Source organism: Ruegeria sp. HKCCSP351 (assembly GCF_017872535.1).
Taxonomy (GTDB): domain Bacteria; phylum Pseudomonadota; class Alphaproteobacteria; order Rhodobacterales; family Rhodobacteraceae; genus Ruegeria.
This window is the reverse complement of record NZ_JAEDOV010000003.1, coordinates 129,223-150,993: the sequence shown is the minus strand read 5'-3', so window position 1 is coordinate 150,993 and position 21,771 is coordinate 129,223. Positions and strand designations below refer to the sequence as shown.

General features: G+C 61.5%; 20 protein-coding genes. 15 read left to right on the top strand and 5 right to left on the bottom strand.

From position 1 onward, the window contains the following. The first annotated feature begins 40 nt into the window (after positions 1-40). The 13 genes from I9182_RS07815 (at position 41) to I9182_RS07755 (ending at position 13,123) form a co-directional block, all read left to right on the top strand. Entirely contained in the window at positions 41-289 is a 249-nt protein-coding gene (locus I9182_RS07815) for a DUF2484 family protein (protein WP_209504521.1), read from the top strand. Then, entirely contained in the window at positions 286-552 is a 267-nt protein-coding gene (locus tag I9182_RS07810) for a DUF2484 family protein (protein WP_209597784.1), read from the top strand. Before I9182_RS07815 ends, I9182_RS07810 begins: the two co-directional genes overlap by 4 nt. 24 nt (positions 553-576) lie before the next feature. Then, on the top strand, positions 577-870 hold the full coding sequence (locus I9182_RS07805; RefSeq protein ID WP_209597782.1) for a hypothetical protein: 294 nt from the start codon (positions 577-579) through the stop codon (positions 868-870). After that, positions 867-1,805, top strand: a complete 939-nt coding sequence (gene murB / locus I9182_RS07800; RefSeq protein WP_209597780.1) for a UDP-N-acetylmuramate dehydrogenase — start codon at positions 867-869, stop codon at positions 1,803-1,805. Before I9182_RS07805 ends, murB begins: the two co-directional genes overlap by 4 nt. A gap of 108 nt (positions 1,806-1,913) precedes the next feature. After that, the gene (locus tag I9182_RS07795) at positions 1,914-2,831 is read left to right on the top strand and encodes a D-alanine--D-alanine ligase (RefSeq protein ID WP_245222549.1); all 918 of its coding nucleotides are present in this window, start codon (positions 1,914-1,916) and stop codon (positions 2,829-2,831) included. Next, positions 2,819-3,826, top strand: coding sequence for a cell division protein FtsQ/DivIB (locus tag I9182_RS07790; protein ID WP_209597778.1), 1,008 nt, complete (start codon positions 2,819-2,821; stop codon positions 3,824-3,826). Before I9182_RS07795 ends, I9182_RS07790 begins: the two co-directional genes overlap by 13 nt. 8 nt (positions 3,827-3,834) lie before the next feature. Beyond that, complete coding sequence (gene ftsA, locus I9182_RS07785; protein ID WP_209504922.1) at positions 3,835-5,169, top strand: cell division protein FtsA; 1,335 nt, start codon at positions 3,835-3,837, stop codon at positions 5,167-5,169. Continuing rightward, entirely contained in the window at positions 5,156-5,575 is a 420-nt protein-coding gene (locus tag I9182_RS07780) for a hypothetical protein (RefSeq protein WP_209597776.1), read from the top strand. The genes ftsA and I9182_RS07780 overlap by 14 nt, the downstream gene beginning before the upstream one ends. Before the next feature lie 348 nt (positions 5,576-5,923). Beyond that, positions 5,924-7,528, top strand: coding sequence for a cell division protein FtsZ (gene ftsZ / locus I9182_RS07775; protein WP_209504515.1), 1,605 nt, complete (start codon positions 5,924-5,926; stop codon positions 7,526-7,528). Between the two features lie 213 nt (positions 7,529-7,741). Continuing rightward, complete coding sequence (gene lpxC / locus I9182_RS07770; protein WP_209597775.1) at positions 7,742-8,662, top strand: UDP-3-O-acyl-N-acetylglucosamine deacetylase; 921 nt, start codon at positions 7,742-7,744, stop codon at positions 8,660-8,662. Between the two features lie 126 nt (positions 8,663-8,788). Continuing rightward, complete coding sequence (locus I9182_RS07765; protein ID WP_209597773.1) at positions 8,789-9,652, top strand: outer membrane protein assembly factor BamD; 864 nt, start codon at positions 8,789-8,791, stop codon at positions 9,650-9,652. A gap of 36 nt (positions 9,653-9,688) precedes the next feature. Then, a complete protein-coding gene (recN, locus tag I9182_RS07760) occupies positions 9,689-11,338 on the top strand; it encodes a DNA repair protein RecN (protein WP_209597771.1) in 1,650 nt (549 codons plus the stop codon). A 99-nt stretch (positions 11,339-11,437) separates the two neighbouring features. Continuing rightward, positions 11,438-13,123 (top strand): chloride channel protein, encoded by a 1,686-nt coding sequence (locus I9182_RS07755; RefSeq protein ID WP_209597769.1) that lies wholly within the window; start codon positions 11,438-11,440, stop codon positions 13,121-13,123. Between the two features lie 58 nt (positions 13,124-13,181). On the opposite strand, the gene I9182_RS07750 is transcribed toward I9182_RS07755, so the two are convergent. The 4 genes from I9182_RS07750 to cobS all read right to left on the bottom strand — a co-directional run bounded on the left by I9182_RS07750 (position 13,182) and on the right by cobS (position 18,444). Next, entirely contained in the window at positions 13,182-13,523 is a 342-nt protein-coding gene (locus tag I9182_RS07750; protein ID WP_209504510.1) for a DUF427 domain-containing protein, read from the bottom strand. A 63-nt stretch (positions 13,524-13,586) separates the two neighbouring features. After that, the gene (locus I9182_RS07745) at positions 13,587-15,377 is read right to left on the bottom strand and encodes an aminopeptidase P family protein (RefSeq protein ID WP_209597767.1); all 1,791 of its coding nucleotides are present in this window, start codon (positions 15,375-15,377) and stop codon (positions 13,587-13,589) included. Between the two features lie 81 nt (positions 15,378-15,458). After that, positions 15,459-17,336 carry a cobaltochelatase subunit CobT gene (gene cobT / locus I9182_RS07740; RefSeq protein WP_209597765.1) on the bottom strand — a complete coding sequence of 626 codons (1,878 nt, stop codon included), beginning with the start codon at positions 17,334-17,336 and terminating at the stop codon, positions 15,459-15,461. Positions 17,337-17,457: 121 nt separating this feature from the next. Continuing rightward, entirely contained in the window at positions 17,458-18,444 is a 987-nt protein-coding gene (cobS, locus tag I9182_RS07735; RefSeq protein ID WP_209597763.1) for a cobaltochelatase subunit CobS, read from the bottom strand. 445 nt (positions 18,445-18,889) lie between these two features. Between cobS and I9182_RS07730 the strand changes: the two genes are divergently transcribed. Together I9182_RS07730 and I9182_RS07725 are read left to right on the top strand one after the other, a co-directional pair. Then, the gene (locus I9182_RS07730; protein ID WP_209504506.1) at positions 18,890-19,780 is read left to right on the top strand and encodes a Hint domain-containing protein; all 891 of its coding nucleotides are present in this window, start codon (positions 18,890-18,892) and stop codon (positions 19,778-19,780) included. Positions 19,781-19,963: 183 nt separating this feature from the next. Further along, complete coding sequence (locus tag I9182_RS07725) at positions 19,964-20,959, top strand: esterase-like activity of phytase family protein (RefSeq protein ID WP_209597761.1); 996 nt, start codon at positions 19,964-19,966, stop codon at positions 20,957-20,959. Here the strand turns inward: I9182_RS07725 and I9182_RS07720 are convergent. Further along, on the bottom strand, positions 20,956-21,741 hold the full coding sequence (locus tag I9182_RS07720) for a hypothetical protein (protein ID WP_209597760.1): 786 nt from the start codon (positions 21,739-21,741) through the stop codon (positions 20,956-20,958). The genes I9182_RS07725 and I9182_RS07720 overlap by 4 nt on opposite strands. Positions 21,742-21,771 lie beyond the last annotated feature (30 nt).

The window sequence follows — 21,771 nt, the reverse complement described above, 5'->3', positions numbered from 1 at the left end:
ATATTCTGACCGCAACAGTCGCGTGTCCTCGGAGGGGCGAATGGACTATTCGATGATCTTTGCAGCGCTTTGGGTGATCTGCGCCACCATCGTGGCAATGCTGCCGATGCGGCTGCAATTCCCGCCGGGGTTTGTCCTGTTGGTCTGCGCACCAGTGCTGGTCGTATGGCTTGGATATGTCCACGGCTGGTTCTGGTCGGTCGCGGCATTTGCCGGGTTCGTGTCGATGTTCCGCAACCCCATCCGGTATTACTGGCGCAAATGGACAGGGCGCGAGGTCGCAGAATGACGTGGTCTATCGCTCTGGCAGCCCTGTGGGGCATTGCCGCCAACGTTCTTGCGCTGATCCCCAGCACCGACAACCACTGGACGCGCGCCTATATCCTGATCATCGTGGGCATTCCCATCGTCGGCTATGTCACCTATGAAAATGGCCCCTGGATCGGGCTGCTGGTGCTGGCAATGGGCATGTCCGTGCTGCGCTGGCCGGTGATTTATCTGACCCGTTGGACAAAGGCGAAAATGCAGGGCATGAAGGCGGCCAAAGAATAACCGGCCAACTTCAGGAGATCTGTCATGGCGACAATCGCCACATTTGCCTATCTGCCGCTCGTTTCCTTCGTTCTGGGTGCCGTTGCCGGGTTTACGGCGGGCCGCTGGCTTGGCCTGCGCAGCCTATTGTGGCTGATCGGGCTGACATCCGCGGTTGGTCTGGGGCTGATCGTCGTGCTGGCCGGTGTCGGAACGGGTGAAGAGTACAAGGCGTTCCGCCCGCTGGTCTGGTTGACTGCCGGTGTTCTTCCCTTCCTTTTCGCCGCAATCATGGGCGGGGTCGGTGGGCGCAGCCTGGCGGTGCGCACGACTACATGACTCTGCTTCCCCCTGTTCTTCCCGATGTCCGGGGCCGCCTGTCCAAAGCGCGCAACCTGTCTGACCTCACATGGCTCCGCGTCGGTGGGCCGGCGGATTACCTGTTTCAACCTGCCGATGTCGAAGACTTGCAGGCCTTCCTGCGCGATCTGCCGGATGGTGTGCTGGTTTTTCCGATGGGGGTCGGCTCGAACCTCATCGTGCGCGATGGCGGCTTGCGGGCCGTTGTGATCCGGCTGGGGCGCGGGTTCAACGCCATCTCGGTTGAGGGCAACACCGTCACCGCGGGCGCGGCGGCGCTGGACGCGCATGTTGCGCGCAAGGCGGCGGATGCGGGTGTGGACCTGACCTTTCTGCGCACCATCCCCGGCTCGATCGGGGGCGCGGTGCGGATGAATGCGGGCTGTTATGGCAGCTACACAGCGGATGTGCTGCGCAAGGCCACCATTGTCACCCGACAGGGCGACCTGCGGGACCTGACGCCCGAGGATCTGAACTTTCGCTATCGCCAGTCCGACCTGCCCGAAGGCGCCGTTCTGATTTCGGCCACGTTCGAAGGCCCGTCCGGCGATCCCGATGACCTTCATGCCCGAATGGAAGCGCAACTGAAAAAGCGTGACGAAACCCAACCCACCAAAGACCGCAGTGCCGGATCGACCTTCCGCAACCCGGCCGGGTTTTCCTCGACCGGGCAGGCTGATGACGTGCATGACCTCAAGGCGTGGAAAGTGATCGACGATGCGGGAATGCGCGGCGCGACACGCGGCGGGGCGCAGATGAGCCCGAAACACTCGAACTTCCTGATCAATACCGGCACCGCCACCGCTGATGACCTCGAAGGTCTGGGCGAAGAGGTGCGAAAAAAGGTTTACGAAACAAGCGGCATCACGCTAGAGTGGGAAATCATGCGGATCGGTGATCCGCTAAAAGAATAAAGCCCCGACCGTCAGACCAAAACAGGCAAATTCAGGCGACGGATCAAAGGCATAAACGCAGTACGGACCACCACATAAGGTCCGGGGACATTGAGGCGCACATTGGGTATGTCGAGCAGGACAAACCCCAAAGTGGCGGTATTGATGGGTGGCCCCTCGGCGGAACGCGAGGTGTCTCTCAGCTCTGGGCGCGAATGCGCGGCCGCCCTTGTGGGAGAAGGTATTGAAGTGGTCGAACTGGACGCTGGTCCCGACCTCTATGCGCGCCTGTTGGATATTCAGCCGGATGTGGTTTTCAACGCCTTGCATGGCCGCTGGGGCGAAGATGGCTGCGTGCAGGGGATGCTGGAATGGATGCGGATTCCCTATACCCATTCGGGCGTTCTGGCCTCGGCCCTTGCCATGGACAAGCAACGCAGCAAGGACGTCTATCAGGCCGAGGGTCTGCCCGTTGTCCCCAGCGTGATCGTTCCACGGGCCGAGGTGACCCGCGCCCACGTGATGGAACCGCCCTATGTGGCCAAACCCAATAACGAAGGGTCCAGCGTCGGCATCTACATCGTCCACGAAAACGCCAATGGCCCGCCGCAGCTGTCCGAAGACATGCCCGACCAGATCATGGTCGAGAAATACGTGGCCGGGCGCGAACTGACCGTGACCGTGATGGGCGACCGCGCCCTGACCGTAACCGAGATCATGACCGATGGCGGCTGGTACGATTATGACGCCAAGTACAAACCCGGCGGATCATGGCACGTGGTCCCCGCCGATATCCCGCAGGACATCTTTGATCGCTGCATGGATTATGCCCTGCGCGCGCATGATGCTTTGGGCTGCAGGGGCGTCAGCCGCACCGATTTTCGCTGGGATGACAGCGCGGGTGCTGATGGGCTGTTTCTGCTGGAAACCAACACCCAGCCGGGCATGACACCCACTTCGCTGGCCCCGGAACAAGCCGCGCATCTGGGCATGACATTTGGCCAGCTCTGCGCCTGGATGGTTGAGGACGCCTCATGCAACCGTTAACCGCCAGCCGCTCTCTGGAAATCCATCGCACCAAACCCCTTGCCGGGCCGGATGCCGATTTTGCCTCGGCCGATACGGAACCGCATGATACCCAGCCCATTCTGCGTCTGCGCGGGGCGCGGGTGTTTTCCCGCACCGCACGCCGCAGTGATCCGGCCCCGTCGCGCCTCAGCTATCGTCTTCAGCGCTGGATGCTGACACCGGGCATCCGTCTGGGCGTCAAGCTTGGCCTGCCGATCTGCGCCATTGCCGCGGCAGTTGGTGTCTATTTTGCCTCTCAGGACCGGCGCGAGGCGCTTGGTACCTATATCGCCGATATTCGCACCTCGATTCAGGAACGCCCCGAGTTCATGGTCAACCTGATGGCTATCGACGGGGCAGGCACCAGCCTGTCCGATGATATCCGCGAGGTCGTGCCTCTGGATTTCCCGATCAGTTCATGGGATCTGGACGTCGAACAGATGCGCGACACGATCACCGGGCTTGATCCGGTGAAATCGGCAATCGTACGCATCCGCCCCGGCGGCATCCTTCAGGTCAACGTGGTCGAGCGTCAGCCCGTGATTGTCTGGCGGACGCATGACGGGCTCGAACTGCTCGACGAGACCGGCGCGCATGTCAAGGAAACCACCTCTCGCAAGGACCATGCCGACCTGCCGCTGATCGCGGGCGCAGGTGCGGATGCCCATGTGGCGCAGGCGCTCGAGATTTTTCAGACCGCCCGCAGCCTGGGCAATCGTGTGCGCGGGCTGGTGCGCGTGGGTGAACGGCGCTGGGATCTGGTCCTCGACCGTGGCCAGCGCATCATGCTGCCGACCGAACGCCCGGTGCGCTCGCTGGAACGCGTGCTTGCGGTGAACGAGGTGCAGGACCTTCTGGAACGCGACGTGGCCGTGGTCGACATGCGCCTAGGCCAGCGTCCCACCATCCGAATGACCAAAGCCGCCAGCGAAGACTGGTGGAATACAAAAGTGACAATGAGTAACGGGCAGTAACGAGCATGATGACCGATCTTTATCAGTCCCAACGCGCCATGCGTCAGATGCGGCGCCAGGCATTGCAACGCGGTGTGATCGCGATTCTGGATGTGGGCAGTTCCAAGATTGCCTGTCTGGTTCTGCGTTTTGACGGATCGGGCCGGTTGAGTGAAGATAACACCATCGGCTCAATGGCGGGGCAGACGGGGTTTCGGGTGATCGGGGCCGCAACGACACGTTCGCGTGGCGTACAGTTTGGCGAAGTCACCGCCATGCAGGAAACCGAACGCGCCATCCGCACCGCGCTTCAGGCGGCGCAGAAGATGGCCGATATCCGTGTCGATCACGTCATCGCCTGTTTCTCGGGGGCCAACCCGCGCTCTTACGGGCTGGACGCGCAGGTCGATCTGGATGGCCAACTGGTGTCCGAGGCCGAAGTGGGCCGTGTTCTGAACGCCTGCGACGTGCCGGATTACGGCGACGGGCGCGAGGTGCTGCACGCACAGCCGGTCAATTTTGCGCTCGACAACCGTTCGGGCCTGATCGACCCGCGCGGGCAGATGGGCCAAAGCCTTGCGGTCGATATGCACATGCTGACCGTCGATGCGATGGCGATCCAGAACATCGTGCGCTGTATCAAACGCTGCGATCTGGAACTCGCCGGGATTGCAAACTCCGCTTATGTCTCGGGAATTTCCGCGCTGGTCGAGGATGAGCAGGAACTGGGCGCGGCCTGTATCGACATGGGCGGCGGCACCACCAGCGTTTCGATCTTCATGAAGAAACACATGATCTATGCCGATTGCGTGCGTATGGGCGGCGATCACGTGACCGCCGATATCTCGATGGGGCTGGGCGTGCCCGCGGCAGTGGCGGAACGGATCAAGACGTTCAATGGCGGCGTTCATGCGACCGGCGCTGATGACCGTGACATGATCGATATCGGCGGCGATACCGGTGACTGGGAACACGACCGCCGCACCGTCAGCCGGGCCGAGTTGATCGGCATCATGCGCCCGCGCGTCGAGGAAATCCTTGAAGAGGTCCGCGTGCGTCTGGATGCGGCCGGGTTTGAACACATGCCAAGCCAGCAGATCGTTCTGACCGGTGGCGGCAGTCAGATCATGGGGCTGGACGGTCTGGCGACCCGCATCCTAGGTCAACGCGTGCGTCTGGGTCGCCCGCTGCGGGTGCATGGCCTGCCGCAATCGGCGACAGGTCCGGCGTTCTCGTCCTCCGTGGGGCTCAGCCTGTTTGCGGCGCACCCACAGGACGAATGGTGGGATTTCGAAATCCCGGTCGACACCTACGCCGCGCGCCCGTTCAAGCGGGCCGTCCGGTGGTTCCGTGACAATTGGTAGCCCCCTGTGCCGGGCCGCTTTGTGTGCGGCCCTGTTGCCGGGATGGGTTTCGGCCCAGACCATCATCACGCCCGAAGCGTTTCTGGATGCCGCCGTCGGCAAAACGCTCACCTTCCATGAGATTCGCAGCAACGATCTGGTCGGGACCGAGCAATTTCTGAACCGTCACATCTCGGTCTGGCGGCAAGAGGGGCAGGGCTGTGTCTATGGGCAGATCACCACGCCAAACGGTCAGATCTGCTTTCTGTATGACAACGATCCGGATGGTATTCCCGTCTGCTGGTGGCCCTTCCTGCACGAAGGCCGTCTGATGGTGCGTCTGGCCTCGTTTGCAGATGGCGAAATCCAGGAGGTGCGCAGCATCACCGAAACCAGTCTCAACTGTCCAAGTGCACCGCTCAGTTGAAAAATCCGGTTGCAGCGCGTCGAATTATCCCTCAAGATATCCACAAGGCCCGGCAGAGGCCTCGCGGCAGGACCTGAGCAGTTTTCCGCAGTGTAAATGATGGTCGACGAAAGCGTGACGAACGGCTGAGTCCTCGCGCCGGGACCGTCTGCCTTGTGATGGTCGCCGTTGTTTCCGCTATATCTGGCAGTACCTGCGAAATGCCGCCGGTTTCTGCCTTATTTCCTCCATATTTTGTGGTGAATCGCGATTTTTGACGTGACCTTTTCGCATCAGCCCGCTAGAATCGAGCAAGGATAGGTAAGAAAAACACCGCTTTGGCGGAACATAAATACAGGCGGACAGAGCATGACATTGAATCTTTCGATGCCCGGGCAAGACGAACTGAAGCCTCGGATTACAGTATTTGGCGTTGGCGGTGCGGGCGGTAACGCTGTCAACAACATGATTGAAAAACAGCTGGACGGCGTCGATTTTGTCGTCGCCAACACCGACGCGCAGGCGCTGCAGCAAAGCCAGTCCTCGGCGCGGGTGCAACTGGGTGTGAAGGTCACCGAAGGTCTGGGGGCGGGGGCCCGTCCGGCCGTGGGTGCCGCAGCTGCCGAAGAAAGCATCGAACAGATCGTCGATCATCTGGCAGGCGCGCATATGTGCTTTATCACCGCGGGCATGGGCGGCGGCACCGGCACCGGCGCTGCTCCGATCATCGCGCAGGCCGCGCGTGAGCTGGGTGTGCTGACCGTGGGTGTCGTGACCAAGCCCTTCCAGTTCGAAGGTGCCAAGCGGATGCGTCAGGCCGAAGACGGCGTTGAGGCGCTGCAACGGGTCGTCGACACGTTGATCATCATTCCGAACCAGAACCTGTTCCGCCTCGCCAATGAAAAGACCACCTTTACCGAGGCGTTCTCGATGGCCGACGATGTCCTGTATCAGGGTGTCAAAGGCGTAACCGACCTGATGGTGCGTCCGGGCCTGATCAACCTCGACTTTGCGGATGTGCGCGCCGTAATGGACGAGATGGGCAAAGCCATGATGGGCACCGGCGAGGCAACAGGCGAAGACCGCGCCATCCAGGCGGCGGAAAAAGCCATTGCAAACCCGCTGCTGGACGAAATCAGCCTCAAGGGCGCCAAAGGCGTTCTGATCAACATCACCGGTTCGCACGACCTGACCCTGTTCGAGCTGGACGAAGCCGCCAACCGCATCCGCGAGGAAGTGGACCCCGAGGCGAACATCATCGTCGGCTCGACGCTGGATACTGCCATGGAAGGCGGTATGCGCGTGTCGGTTGTTGCAACCGGCATCGACGCCACCGAAAAAACGGCTGATGTCCCGGTCGCGCGCCGCTCGATGTCCGAGCCGCTGACCCGCACCGTTTCGGCCGAAGAATATGGTCGCGAAGAAGCACCCGCAGCCGCCGAAATGGCAGAGCCCGCGCCGCAGATGGAAGAAAACCGCGAACCTTCGCTGTTTGAAGCCGCGGAAGAGCCCGCCCAGCCGCAGTTCCAGCCGCTTGACGAGCGGGATGAGGATGACCTGCCGCCCCCGGCCTATCAACCGCGCGTCGCAGAGTTCGAGCCGCAGCCCGAGCAGGTCGAACCGGCGCCCGAGGCATTTGTTGCCCCACGCGCGCCTGTCGCAGGCACCCCGTCGCCCGAAGCGCTCCAGCGTTTGCAGGCAGCGGTTCAGAAGGTTCCCTCGGCAGCTCAGCGCGCCGCAGCACCCCGCCCACACGCGGCGGTTTCGCATCACGAACCCGAAGAACGCTCGCGGTTTGGCTTCAATCGGCTGATCGACCGGATGACCGGGCACGCCTCTGACACACCGGCTCAACCGCCGCGTCAGCAGCCCGTTCTGCGCCAGTCCGAGGCCACGGCACCGATTCACGATGAGACCGACCCGGATCAGGATCGTATCGAAATTCCTGCCTTCCTGCGCCGTCAGGCCAACTGATCGCGGTAACAAAATCCACTCATGGGGTCGCCATTTGGCGGCCCTAATTCTTTTTAAAACAGTGGCTTACGAACGTGTAAGCAGGGTTTTGCCGATCTGTTACATACATGTTTCATTCGGTTACAAAGAGTGAGTTGAGCCTTGACGCGGCCTTCCTTAACTCAGTGTTCAACACAGCCCGAGAAGGCTGGACACCACTCGCCGAGGCCCATTTTGCAACATACGCTCAAATCTCCGGTCACGTTTAAAGGCGTCGGGCTGCACAGCGGCAAGCCTGCGACCATGGTCCTGAAACCGGCGGCAGTTGGTCATGGCATCTGGTTCAAACGGACGGATATCCATCTGGGCGATGCGATGATCCCGGCGATCTATCACGTGGTCGAACGGACCCCGCTTTGCACCCGTCTGGTCAATGACGCCGGGGTGTCGGTATCCACAATCGAACATATCATGGCTGCTTTGGCCGGGTGCGGCGTTCACAACGCGCTGATTGAAATCGACGGCCCCGAAGTTCCGATCATGGACGGGTCTTCGATCGATTTCGTACGCGGTATCATGGCCCGAGGCGTGCGTCGTCAGGCCAGCCCGGTGCTGGCCTATGAGGTGCTGAAGACCGTCACCGCATCGCGGGAAGGCGCCAGCGCAAGCATCGCGCCCGCGGATGGGCTGATCATCGACTTTCACATCGATTTCGAAGACAGCGCAATCGGCAGCCAGACCAAGACGCTGGATATGCGCAACGGGTCGTTCGCGCGCGAACTCAGCGATTGCCGCACCTTCTGCCGCCGCATTGATGTCGAAGCCATGCGCGAAAACGGGCTGGCCCTTGGCGGTACCCTGGATAACGCCGTGGTCGTGCAGGGCAGCGAGGTGCTGACACCCGGTGGGTTCCGCCGCGCCGACGAAGCCGTGCGCCACAAGATGCTGGATGCTCTGGGTGATCTCTATCTGGCAGGCGGGCCGATTCTGGGCCATTTCACGGGCGACAAGTCGGGTCATTCGCTGACCAACACATTGCTGCGCAATCTGTTTGAAACACCCGGCGCGGTGCGTCCGGTTCTGTGCACGCCGGAACAGGCCGCACGCCTGCCGGGGCAGGGCCTGATCGTAAACGAAATTCCCGAAGTCGCCTGATCAGATCAACTCTGACGACATTTGCGCCAGATGTTGCATAAGGCGTTTTGCACCGGAATTTTCTGTGCTAGACCATGGCTCAATTCGGGGCGAACCCCCTTAAGTAAGACGACAAGGATGGGCGGTATGGTTGGCAGCAAAGCGGCAGTCAGATTCGCAGGCGCGGTTCTTCTGGCAGCAGTTTTGACGGCATGTGGAAACGCAGGCGGCCTTTTTGGCAACAAGGGCGCGGACCGGGATCAGAATCTGGAAGGGTTCACACCGGAACAGATCTACACCCGTGGCGAATACGAACTGTCGCAGAATCGCTCGGATGACGCGGCCTGGTATTTCTCCGAGGTCGAGCGTCTGTATCCCTATTCCGACTGGGCCAAGCGTGCGCTGATCATGCAGGCGTTCTCTTTCCATTCCGACAAGAACTACGAAGAAAGCCGGGCCGCGGCCCAGCGGTATATCGACTTCTATCCAACGGACGAAGACGCGGCCTATGCCCAGTATCTGCTGGCGCTCAGCTATTATGACCAGATTGACGAGGTCGGGCGCGATCAGGGGCTGACTTTTCAGGCGCTGCAATCGCTGCGCACCGTGATCGAGGTTTATCCCGACAGCGAATATGCCACCTCGGCAGTGTTGAAATTCGATCTGGCCTTTGACCATCTGGCCGGCAAAGAGATGGAGATCGGGCGCTACTACCTGCGTCAGGATCACTTTGTAGCCGCCATCAACCGCTTCCGCGTCGTGGTCGAGGATTTCCAGACCACATCCCACACCGCCGAAGCGCTCTATCGTCTGGTCGAGGCTTATCTGTCCCTCGGTCTTCTGGATGAGGCGCAATCCGCAGGTGCCATCCTTGGCTATAACTACCAATCCTCGGAATGGTATGATGATGCCTACAAGCTGCTGACCTCTCGTGGGCTCCAGCTCAAGAGCCGTGGCAACAACTGGCTCAGCACGATCTACCGTCAGACCATCAAGGGTGAGTGGTTGTAATCGCCATGGCATTAGGCTTGGGACGCTGAAGACCCGATGCTGCGCGCCCTTGATATCCGCGACATGCTGATCATCGACCGGCTGGAACTCAGTTTTCAGCCGGGCCTGAATGCGTTGACCGGCGAAACCGGCGCGGGCAAGTCGATCCTTCTGGATTCTCTGGGCTTTGTTCTGGGTTGGCGCGGGCGGGCCGAACTGGTGCGGCAGGGTGCGGCGCAGGGCGAGGTTGTGGCAGAGTTTGAACTTTCCCCCGATCATCCCGCACATGCGATATTGGCCGAAGCAGGCCTGCCGGGCGGGGATGAGCTGATCCTGCGACGGATCAACACCGCCGAGGGGCGCAAGACCGCCTGGGTCAATGACCGCCGCTGCTCGGGCGATGTACTGCGGGCGCTGTCGGAAACCCTGATCGAACTGCACGGCCAGCACGATGACCGGGGGCTGCTGAACCCGCGTGGTCACCGGGCGATGCTGGACGATTTCGCCGGGGTTTCGGACCGGCTGACATCCGTTCGTGCGGCTTGGACCGATATGGCACGCGCCCGCAAGGCTCTGGCCGAAACCGAGACCGCGCTGGCCGCTGTCCGAAGTGAGGAAGATTTCCTGCGCCACGCGGTTGCCGAGCTGGATCAGCTTGATCCCCAGCCCGGTGAGGACGCCGAACTAGATGCCCGCCGCCGCATGATGCAGGGGGCCGAGCGTATCCGCGATGATGTTGCCCGCGCCTACGCCCTGCTGTCGGGGGACGGTGCCGAAGGTGCGATGTCCGACGCCATCCGCTGGCTGGAAGGTGTGTCCGGCAACGCGGGTGGTCAGCTGGACGAACCGATTGCCGCGCTGGGGCGCGCGATGATTGAACTGGGCGAGGCGCAGGATGGCGTGAACGCCTGCCTTCAGACGCTGGACTTCGACCCGTCGGAACTGGAACAGGCCGAAGAACGCCTGTTTGCCATCCGCGCACTGGCTCGCAAACACGACGTGGCCCCGGATGATCTGGGCGCGTTTGCCGACACTCTGCGCACCCGCCTCAACCAGTTGGAAGCAGGCGATGCCGACCTGGCAGACAGGCGTGCCGCCGTAGACGCCGCGCAGAAGGCTTATGATAATGCCGCCGCCGACCTCAGCGCGGCCCGCGCGACGGCTGCCGGCCGGCTGGATGCCGCCGTCATGGCGGAACTGGCCCCGCTCAAGATGGAACGCGCGGTGTTTCGGACCGAACTCAGCCCAGCCGAACCCGGCCCCGAAGGGACGGACGCGGTGGCCTTTACCGTGGCCACCAACCCCGGCGCGCCTGCCGGGCCGCTGAACAAGATCGCGTCAGGGGGTGAACTCAGCCGCTTCCTGCTGGCGCTCAAAGTGTGCCTGTCGGGCGATGACAGCGCCCGCACGATGATCTTTGACGAGATTGACCGCGGTGTCGGCGGGGCCACTGCCGACGCGGTCGGGCGCAGGCTCGCGTCATTGGCGCAGGGCGGGCAGGTGCTGGTTGTCACCCACTCCCCGCAGGTCGCCGCCCGTGCGGCGCATCACTGGCGGGTGCAGAAACAGGTCACGGACGGGCAAACCCTGTCCACCGTCATCCCTCTGGCCCAACCCGACCGGGTGGACGAGATTGCGCGCATGGTGGCGGGCGACACCATCACGGACGAGGCCCGCGCCGCCGCCCGGGCCCTGCTGCAGGCCTGATGCGCCCGTGGCACGAAATGGCCTCACACTGTCGCTATCTCACTTTTATTAGGGTGCTCCGTGGCTTACTAAGGGTTACGTGATGATCCCCGAGGGCCAATGACCCAGTCGACCCGCACCGTTCTGCGCAACCAGCTCAATCAGGCTCTGGCCGCGATCAGGGATGCGTGGCGGGTGATGCTGCGCCGGGGACCAAGCCAGATACAGTTCTGGTTCATCGCGCTGGTCATCGGTATCGCTGCCGGTTTCATGGCGCTTGGATTCCGCAAGGCCATCCGCGCGTTGCAGGCCTATCTCTACGACACCGACGACGTTCTGCTGCTGCACAGCCATGCCGAGAAACTGCCGTGGTTCATGATCCTGATCATCCCGATCATCGGTGGGCTGGTCGTGGGCCTGATCCTGAACCGGTTCACCAATGACGGGCGCGTCAGGTCTGTCGCTGATGTGATCGAAGGATCCGCCATCACCGACGGGCGGGTCGAGGTCAAGGCCGGCATCGCCTCGTTCTTTGCCTCGCTGATCACGCTCAGTTCCGGGGGGTCAACGGGCCGTGAAGGCCCCGTGGTGCATATGGCCGGGGTGATTTCCACCTGGGTCAGCAACCGCATCCATGCCGACGGGATCACGGGCCGTGATCTGCTGGGCTGTGCTGTCGCCGCCGCCGTATCAGCCAGCTTCAACGCCCCCATCGCCGGGGCCCTGTTCGCGCTCGAAGTTGTGCTGCGCCACTTCGCCGTGCATGCCTTTGCCCCGATCGTCATCGCCTCGGTCGCCGGAACGGTGATCAACCGGTTGGAATATGGCGACGTTACCGAGTTCACGCTGGAAACGCCCGGATCGCTGCAATTCTATGTCGAACTTCCCGCCTTCCTGATCCTTGGCCTGATCTGCGGCTTTGTCGCGCTGCTGCTGATGCGGTCAATCTTTTTTGCTGAAGATATCGGCAGCCATATCCAGAACCGCCTGTCCATTCCGGGCTGGATGCGCCCGGCCGTGTCCGGCGCGATGCTGGGGCTGATGGCAATCTGGTTCCCGCATATCATCGGTGTCGGCTACCAGACCACGATCCGCGCCCTGACCGGTGATCTGGTTTTGACAACCGCGATCCTGTTTGCGGTGACCAAGACAGTGGCTGTGGCGATCACCATGGGCGGGCGCATGGGGGGCGGGGTGTTTTCACCGTCTCTGATGATCGGCGCGCTGACCGGGCTGGCGTTCGGACTGATCGCCACTGGGCTGCTGCCGGATGTGTCCGGCACGCATACGCTTTATGCCTTTGCCGGAATGGGCGCGGTGGCTGCTGCGGTGCTGGGTGCCCCGATCTCGACCACTCTGATCGTGTTTGAACTGACCGGAGACTGGCAGATCGGCCTTGCCGTGATGGTGACTGTATCCATATCCACCGCATTGGCGTCGCGCCTTGTGGACCGGTCGTTCTTCCTGACCCAGCTGGAACGCCGCGATGTCCACCTGGCCGCCGGGCCGCAGGCTTATCTGCTGGCGATGCTGCGCGCCGGGGCGGTGATGCGCCCTATCGGGGATGACCGCTCAATCACTGCGGACGAGGCGCACGCCCTGATCAAACAGGGCCTGTGCGTTCAGGCCAGCGCCACGCTCGAGGCCGCGATGCCCTATTTCGACCGTGACGACATACCCTGCATTCCGGTTATCGTTCTGGAACAGGACGGGTCCGAGACACCCGTCGGCGCGCTCTACCATGTCGACGCGCTCAAGGCTTACAACCGGGCCCTCGCAGCCACCGCGGCCGAGGAACATTCATAAAGCTCCCGCCGCGGGGCAAGCGTTCCGGAAGCCTCCGTTGAAACCCTGTCCGGTGCCCTTAAATCTGTTCCACCTTCACCGAGTCCACCGGATAAAACGCCAGGTATCCCTTGATCTCGGCCACGGCGGAAACCGGGTCTTCATAACTCCAGACCGCGTTTTCGGTCACCGAGGATTTGTTGACGATGGAAAAATGCGTCGCATCACCCATGCGGGCGCAATGCGTCACCTTGTCGGTCTGGTCCAGAAATGCCATGGCAACATCGCCGCGCGGAAAGTAAATCACCGGAGCTTTGTCGCCTTCGTGCAGTTCCAGCGCGTTGCTCGTTTCGCCCAGAATCGCGCCGCCCGAACGGACAGTCCATTTGCCCGGCGCTTTTTGGATCGTGATCTCAGTCATCTCTGGTCCTTCCGTCGACGTATTGGGGCCTCTCCTCTGCCCGTTCTATGTAACAGGCGAGTGTCAGATCGGCGCAGTTGCGGCATCCAACCACAGTTGCGCGTCATGTCCCAGCCTTGGGCGGATTTTTTCCGCGACGTCGCGATGATAGGCGTTCAGCCAGCCGCGCTCGTCAGGCGTCAACATATCCACCATGATCAGCCTGCGGTCAATTGGCACAAATGTCAGGGTGCGCCAGCACAGCATCGCGCGTTCCACGTCGCCACCGGGCAGGGCCGGGGCCTCTTCCACCACCACAAGGTTTTCAATGCGGATGCCAAATGCGCCTTCGCGGTAATATCCCGGCTCATTCGACAGGATCATGCCGGGTTGCAAGGGGACATGGCTGACTTTCGACAGGCGCTGCGGCCCTTCATGCACGCTCAGATAGGCCCCGACGCCATGTCCGACGCCATGGTTGAAATCCTGCCCCGCCGCCCATAGCGGCGTGCGGGCCACGCATTCGATGTCGCGCCCGGCTAGCCCTGCGGGCCAGCGCAGCATCGACATGGCTATCATGCCCTTCAGCACGCGGGTGAAGCAGGTCTTTTCCTCCGCCCCGACAATGCCGATGGCAAGCGTCCGCGTGATATCGGTAGTGCCATCCAGATATTGCCCGCCGCTGTCCAGCACCAGCAAATGACCGTCCTGCAACCGGCTGTCGGTCTCGTCCGTCACGCGGTAATGCATGATCGCTCCGTTCGGACCCGTCCCGGCAATGGTATCGAACGAGATATCCTGCAACACATTGTCCCTGCGGCGGTTTTCTTCCAGCCGCGTGACCACCAGCGTCTCGGACAGGCTGCCGGGGGGCTGTGCGTCCAGCCAGCACAGGGTTTCGACCACCGCCACCGCATCACGCAAATGCGCCTCGGCGCTGCCCGCGATTTCGGCCGGGTTCTTGCAGGCCTTGGGCAGGGCACAGGGGTCGCCGCCATCCACCATGGCATCGCCCAACGCGTCCGCCACGATCTGCGGCACCGTGCTCAGGTCCACCTGTACCGCACCGTCCAGCGCTGCCACCGCGTCCAGAAACTCCGCAGGGTGGCGCACCGTTACCTTCGGGTCCAGATGATCCTGCACCTCCAACAGTTTTGCCGCAGCCATGAACAGATCGACCCGGCCATCGTCATGCAGGATCGCAAACCCGTGGGCCACCGGATTATAGGCGATATCCGACCCCCGAATGTTCAGCAGCCACATGATCGAATCCGGCAATGTAATCACCGCGGCCTTTCGCCCGGCCTGCCGCAGGTCTGCGGCCAGTCGGGTAATCTTGCTGTCAGCGGTTTCGCCTGCAAACTCGATCGGATGCGCCTTGACCGCCTGCATCGGCGGTTCAGGCTGATCCGCCCAAATGCGGTCCACCAGATTGCCGCAGCGCACCAGTTCGATGCCTGCGCCCTCAAGCTCGCCCAGCGTGGACGAGATCTGCCCTGCCGCGTGCAGCCACGGGTCGAAACCCACCTTGCCACCACCGGGCAACTGCTCCTTCAGCCATGCACTCAGGCTCACGTCAGGCCACGGCACCGGCGTGAACACATCCGCGACCTGCGCCTTGACCTGCGTGCGATACCGCCCGTCGACGAATACGCCAGCCATGCCGGTCAGCGCAGCACAGAACCCGGCCGATCCCGTAAATCCGGTCAACCAGGCCAGTCGTTCATCCCGCGGGGCCACATACTCGCCCTGATGCGCATCAGCACGCGGGATCAGAAACCCGTCCAACTCTTCGCGCGCCAGCTCCGCGCGTAACGCAGCCAGACGCGGCGGCCCCTGCTCGGGCCGCGCGGTCACCTCAAAGGATTGGAACATACTACACCTCCCTCAGCCGGGCGGTCGAAATCGCCGCCTTTTCATCTTTTGGGAAATACTCCCGCCGGAGGCAAGGCCAGCCTAGCTGACCTTCTTCATCCCCATCACCCGCGCCCGCGCGCGCGGATCACTGTCGAACAGGGCCGCCAGTTGTTCCGTCATCGCACCGGCCAGCTGTTCCACATCGGTGATTGTCACCGCACGGTCGTAATACCGGGTCACATCATGACCGATGCCAATCGCCAGCAGCTCGACCATTTTGCGCTTTTCCACCATGGCAATCACATCGCGCAGGTGCTTTTCCAGATAGTTGGCGGGGTTCACGCTCAGGGTTGAATCATCAACCGGAGCCCCATCCGAAATCACCATCAAAATCTTGCGCTGCTCGCGCCGCGCGATCATCCGGCGATGCGCCCATTCCAGCGCCTCGCCGTCGATGTTTTCCTTCAGCAGGCCCTCTTTCATCATCAGACCCAGATTGGTCCGCGCCCGCCGCCACGGGGCATCAGCGCCCTTGTAGATGATATGGCGCAGGTCGTTCAGACGGCCGGGTTGCTGCGGGCGGCCATCGTTCAGCCATGCCTCGCGCGCCTGTCCGCCTTTCCACGCCCGCGTGGTAAAGCCCAATATCTCGACCTTCACATTGCAGCGCTCCAGCGTCCGCGCCAGAACATCGGCACAGATGGCCGCGATCGAGATCGGACGCCCCCGCATCGACCCCGAATTGTCCAGCAGCAGCGTCACCACCGTATCGCGGAACTCGGTATCCTTCTCGACCTTGAAACTCAGCGGTGTGGTGGGGTTGGCGACAACGCGCGCCAGACGGCCCGCATCCAGAATGCCTTCCTCGCGGTCGAACTCCCAACTGCGGTTCTGCTGCGCCTGCAACCGGCGCTGCAACTTGTTGGCCAGACGGCTGACCGCCCCTTTCAAAGGTTCAAGCTGCTGATCCAGATAGGCCCGCAGCCGTTCCAGTTCCGCAGGTTCGGCCAGATCTTCGGCGGCAATCTCTTCATCATGCGTGCTCAGATAGACCTTGTAATCCGGATCAGCCTCGGATGCGGGCGGCGGGGCAGGCGGCTCCAGCGGGGCTTCGCCATCAGGCATCTCCGCCTCGTCACCCAGCTCATCCTCGGCCATCTCATCCATCGAGACCTGCGCCTGAGATTGATCCTGCTGCTCTTCCTGCGTCTGCTCAGGCGTCGCATCCGCGTCCTGCTCGTCCTGATCATCCTGACCGGTGCTGTCGGGATCGGGCTGTTCCTCGGCGTCGTCCTCGGCCTGATCTTCCTGCTCGTCGTCCAGCTCATCAGGGTCATCACCCAGCTGGTCGCCATAGCCCAGATCCTTGATCATCTGCCGCGCGAACTTGGCAAACTCCGCCTGATCCGACAGCACGTCATCAAGGTTCTCCAACACGCCACCGGCCTGTTCCTCGATGAACCCGCGCCACAGGTTCATGATATTCTCGGCCGCAGGCGGCAGATCGCGCCCGGTGGCCAGATGCCGGATCAGATAACCCGCCGCGACCGACAAAGGCGCATCGGCTGGTTGCTTGCACTGGTCATAGCCGCGCCGGATCGCCTCATGCCCGATCTTGACGTCAATGTTGCTGGCGGTGCCGGGCATATCCCGCGCGCCCATCGCCTCGCAACGCGCCGTCTCCATCGCCTCGTACAAATCCCGCGCCATATCCCCCGGAGGCGCATAGCGCGCATGGGTTGCATCATCATGATACCGGCGCTGCAACGCCAAAGCATCCGCCGTGCCGCGCGCCAGCAGAACCTCTTCCCGCGTCATACGCCGAGACACCTGCGGCAGCCGCATCGACTCTCCGGACAGACCCGATGGATCGACCGTGTATGAAATGTTCAGTTCAGGATCATCGGCCATGACCTTGGTGGCCTCGGCCAAGGCCTTCTTGAAGGGATCGGCAGGGTTGTCGTTCTTCTGTGCCATGTCCTTAAGCCCTCATCAAAGTGACCTGCCCGGCGCGGAAAACTGTAACGGATCCGACTTCATCTGCCCAAAAATATCCCCGCCGGAGGCATTGCGCCCGGAACGGGCGCAATCCGGGCGTTTAGCCCAAGCTCGCACTCGCGGCGCTTTCTGGCAATTCCTCGTCAAAGCAGCGCTGATAGAACTCGGCCACGGTCTGACGTTCCAACTCGTCGCATTTGTTCAGGAACGACAGGCGGAATGCATAGCCCACATTGCGGAAAATCTCGGCATTCTGCGCCCAGTTGATCACGGTCCGCGGGCTCATGACGGTGGACAGGTCGCCATTCATGAAGGCGGTCCGGGTCAGGTCGGCCACGGTGACCATCTGGCTGACGGTCTTGCGCCCCTCGGCGGTGTTGTAGTGTGGCGCCTTCGACAGCACGATCATCGTCTCGGCATCATGGCTCAGATAGTTCAGGGTCGAGACCAGCGACCAGCGGTCCATCTGCGCCTGGTTGATCTGCTGCGTGCCGTGATACAGACCCGTGGTATCGCCCAGACCCACGGTGTTTGCAGTGGCAAACAGGCGGAAATTGGGGTTCGGGGTGATGATCTCGTTCTGGTCCAGCAGAGTCAGCTTGCCGTCATGCTCCAGCACGCGCTGGATCACGAACATCACGTCGGCGCGGCCTGCATCATATTCGTCGAACACGATGGCCACGGGGTTGCGCAGCGCCCAGGGCAGGATGCCTTCGTGGAACTCAGTCACCTGCTTGCCGTCGCGCAGTTTGATCGCGTCCTTGCCGATCAGGTCGATCCGGCTGATATGGCTGTCCAGGTTCACGCGCACGGCGGGCCAGTTCAGACGGGCGGCGACCTGCTCGATATGGGTCGATTTGCCGGTGCCGTGATAGCCCTGAATCATCACCCGGCGATTATGGGCAAAGCCCGCCAGGATCGCCAATGTCGTTTCGGGGTCAAACTTGTAGGTCGGGTCGATGACGGGCACTCGGTCGGTGGCTTCGGCAAACCCTTTGACCTTCATATCCGTCTCAATGCCAAATACGTCACGGACCGAGATATCTTCGGTGGGTTTTGCGTTTACATCGATCGATCCGTCAGCCATTCGCCTTGTCCTTATCCTTTGGCCCGTATTGCCGGGTTTGAACCCGTGTGTGGTGCAACATATTGCGGGCAAGGGCAAGGGAAAGCCGCCCGCTCGGAAAGGTGAGCAGGTTTTTCTTTCAAACTGGCCCTATCGACGCGCGGGTGATCCTTGGTCGCGACAGGTAAAAGACGCAGATCACGCCGCGTTCCTCAATGACAGAACCGTCTTCAGACGCACCTGCCAAACCATGTGTCCGATATGCTGCATGCAGGTAAGTATTCAGCAATCCATATGTTGTTGAAAACGACGTTATCAATCATATAAGTTGTTCTTATGGGGCGTTTTGTAAGTGATCGGGTATTGGTGAAGCAGGAATGTCAAGCGCAGGCCTTTCCGGGATGTTGCTCTGTGTCGAATAACAGGTCGACGTTGGAGAATGCCCGCACGACCTTGGTGACGCCCGGTGGCATTTAACGTTCTTCTCCATACGGCCAAGACAACGGGCCAGAACGATCTCATCGTCCAGAACACGACACAATCCGCGATCATCAGCGGATCGATGGTGTCGTTTGACGGGGGCGCGACTTTCCAGCCTTACACCTATCTGGGGCAAGGAAACTACCGCGGAACCGGGGAAACCGGAGAGTTCATTCAGGTCGGCGGGCAAATCTACGCCTGGGATGCCAATAACCCAACCGGTCCGATGACCACTGGCAACTGGAAGATCACCCCGAGTGATCTGAACCCAACCAATCCGCCCTGTTTTGTCTCGGGCACCCTGATCGAAACGGATCGCGGCCCTCGCCCGGTCGAGGATTTGGCTGTGGGCGACCGGGTTTGCGTAGCCGGCGGGACCCCGCTGCCCATCGAATGGATCGGCAAACGAACACTCAGCGCGCAAATCCTGCGGGTCCGGCCCCAGTTCAACCCGGTCTGCATCCGGCGCGATGCGTTGGGCAAGGGGCTGCCGGACAGGGATCTTTACCTCTCTCCGCAACACCGGGTTGTGCTGGGGGGCTGGCGGGCCGAGCTTTATTTTGGCGCACCAAGCGTGTTCTGCGCGGCCATTCATCTGGTCAACGATGATACCATCCGGCAAGTGACCACGGGCGAGGCGGTGACATACTACCATATCGCCTGCGCCGAACATGTGATCCTCACCTCGCACGGGCTGCAAAGCGAAAGCCTGTTTCCGGGCGACATGGCGCTGAAATCACTGCATCGCGAGGATGTCGAAGAACTGCGCGCGCTCTTTCCGGTGTTGCGTTCAGACGCAGGACCACACCCCCAAACGCGCCTAAGCTGCCTGACCGGGCGCGAGGCGCGCGCGTTGCGCAAATCATACGTGGCCTAGGGCAGCCAGGCTCCAGTCACAGCACAACACCCCTTTTCCAAGGACGTCTGGCGAAACACGCGGGGCCTGAGGCGGCGAGATTTGCCGCAGGTCGGTCTCTATTCGGTTGAATGTCCCGGTATCGTCTGAAATCAAGAACATGGATCGCGAACCAGCAGGTCGCAACACCCCCGGAGGCGGCGCATGCCCAAGGCATCGGTTCTCACCAAGATCAAGCGCAACGCCATTCCCATCGGTTTGGTACTGGCCGCGCTGATCGGCGTCCTTGGCCTGTTCCTGACCTTCGTGCCGCTGCCCGTTTCCAAAGTCGAAGAGTTGGGCGTTTTTGTCTTGGACACCTCCGAAAACGAACGCAGCGGCGGCTTTTCCGGGCTGGAGGTTCAAGGCAATGGGCTCGACTTCATCGCCTTGTCGGACCGCGCCGCCTTCCAGCACGGCCGCTTTCAGCGGCAGGAGGGGCGGATTGTCGGCGTTTCGGACAGGCACCTCGACCGCCTGGTCAGTGATCTGGGGAATTACTCGTCCGCAGATTCCGAGGGTTTGGCATTGGCATCCGACGGGCGTCTCTTTGTCTCCATCGAGGGATCCCAGGGTCTCAACCTGTTTTTGCCAGGGCATAACGACTCCGCCTGGGTGCCGGCGCCGAAACAGGTCGGGCAGCTATCGTACAATAAAGGGCTGGAATCGTTGGCGATCGACCCGGATGGCAAACTGATCGCAATCCCCGAGCGCTGGCCAGAGGAAGACGGAGTGGTCCCGCTGTTTCGCTCCAGTGTCGGTGCCACCGAGATGGTCGTAACGCTGATCCCGCTGAAGGGAACCGACAAAAACGAAGCGGCGGTTAAAACCGACTGGGATATCCCATTTTACATGCCGGTCACGCCGGGATTTGACCCTGTCGGGGCTGATTTTGGCCCGGACGGTCGCCTGTATGTTCTCGAGCGCAGATATGTCTGGCCTTTGGGCGTCGCCACCCAGATTCGAAGCTTTCTGTACACCGAAACAGGTTTGGAGGACGCGCAACTACTTCTGAGGACACCTCTGGGGGCTTACGACAACCTCGAGGGGATATCGGTATGGCGCGACGAAGCAGGTGACATACGCATATCCGTGATATCCGACGACAATTTCAATTGGTTTCAGGAAACTGAAATTGTCGAGTTCCGGCTCAGACCCTAGGTTGACAACCCGCCCATGGCCCAATCGGCATGGGTCTCGATAACACTGGCCACGGCCAGCGCCTTTTCCACGATATCCTCCGGAGTGTCCTCGGCGAACGCAATGCGGGTCATCCTGTCGTGCATCGCTTCCGAGGTGTAGAACTCAAAGGCCCGCGTATTGCCGGGGCTGTTCCAGAATGCGGTGATCCAGATCGAGTCCCGCCCCGGAACGCAATATGCGCACCAATCGCGCCACAGGCGCAGCACCAAATCGGTATCCGGGCTTGCGGCGACCTGTTCGAACAGCGACTCCAGCGGCCACCCCGCCAGGGCGAACATGCAAAGCGTATCGTCCAGACAGCCGCTTTCCCGTGCCATCTCGCGTTTCAGATATGCGCGCTGGAACCGGTCTAGAACCTGCCATTCCTCGGGCGACCAGTTCTTCGGGTTGCCGGTTTCATACCGGTTCAGGCTCACCTCCAGCCCAACGCTGGCGGGGTCTTCGTCCACGGCCAGAATCTCAAGGATCCGGGGCAGCAGGTATCCCCATGTGTCGTGGGCTATCCCTGCGGGATCACAAGCGGCAAAGAACCAGTCCTGAACGTAATGCAGGGGCAGCTCGGCAATGGGCGGCGTGAAGAAATCCGCCTCAATGTCGGCGTCCATGCAGCAGCCTTCGCAAACTTCGATGCTGCTCGGCTTTGGATAGGCAAAAACCCTGTACGCATCGCTGATGATGTCTGAAAACGGATGATCCGGCGGGATCTTGGCTTTTGGCGGGTTCTGCTCTTTGCGTGCCACGGTCCTTGCATCCAAACCGGTTATTTCGGG